This is a genomic window from Rhodococcus gordoniae, assembly GCF_001646655.1.
GTDB lineage: Bacteria > Actinomycetota > Actinomycetes > Mycobacteriales > Mycobacteriaceae > Rhodococcus > Rhodococcus gordoniae.
On the sequence record NZ_LPZN01000104.1, the window covers coordinates 1 to 767 of the forward strand.

At 60.5% G+C, this 767-nt stretch carries 1 protein-coding gene; it reads right to left on the reverse strand.

Annotated features, from left to right (window positions below):
* Positions 1 to 31: 31 nt before the first annotated feature.
* The coding region (locus tag A8G18_RS22150) for a hypothetical protein (protein WP_245208013.1) at positions 32 to 767 on the reverse strand (736 nt) is incomplete at its 5' end.

Here is a 767-nt window from a genome sequence, read left to right on the forward strand (position 1 = left end):
GAATCCGGCATCGGTGGTAGATCGATGGGGTTCACCCTCTACGTCCCCGTCCTCTGGTGCGTTCGCTTCGGGTGGGGCGCGGCCCGAGTTCGTAGGGGATTTTCAGGATGTGGCGGGTTTTGGCGTCGATGTCGCAGTTGCCCGACGCGACGGAGTGGAGGATGCCGTTGTAGACGAGGTCCCACAGGTCAGGGTTTCCTTGAATGTCGCTGATCTTGAACGAGTGGATCTCGTTGCCGTGAGCGTCTTTGAACCGGAGGACGCGGTTCGTTCCGTCGGCGGAGAAACGTATACGGGTGAGGTGGTAGGTGTCGACCCAGCTGTCGCGACATTGCACCCATGTGGATCCTGCTGCCGTCCAATAGTTCCTGATCCCGCGAAACATCAGCCAGCCACCCGCAGTGATGATGAGCCACGCACCCCACCAGTGAATCCAGCGAAGATCCCCGTTGGAGATTGTGAAGAACGCGACCGTAATGGTCATCAGGGTAAATGCGCTGATGTATTTTTCGCGGACGTGAGGTTGGAACCATTCGAGAGTGGGACCGAGATGGTCCGGTGCATCCGGTGGGTTCCGTGGGTTGCGTTCGAGCGGTGTGTATTCCGTGCCGTGGTAGATGCGGGGCGCCCGGGGTGGGCGGGGTTCGCCTGTGATCGAATCCGGCCTCGGTGGTAGATCGATGGGGTTCACCATCTGCGGCGTCGTCCTCTGGTGCGTTCGCTTCGGGTGGGGCGCGGCCCGAGTTCGTAGGGGATTTTCAGGATGT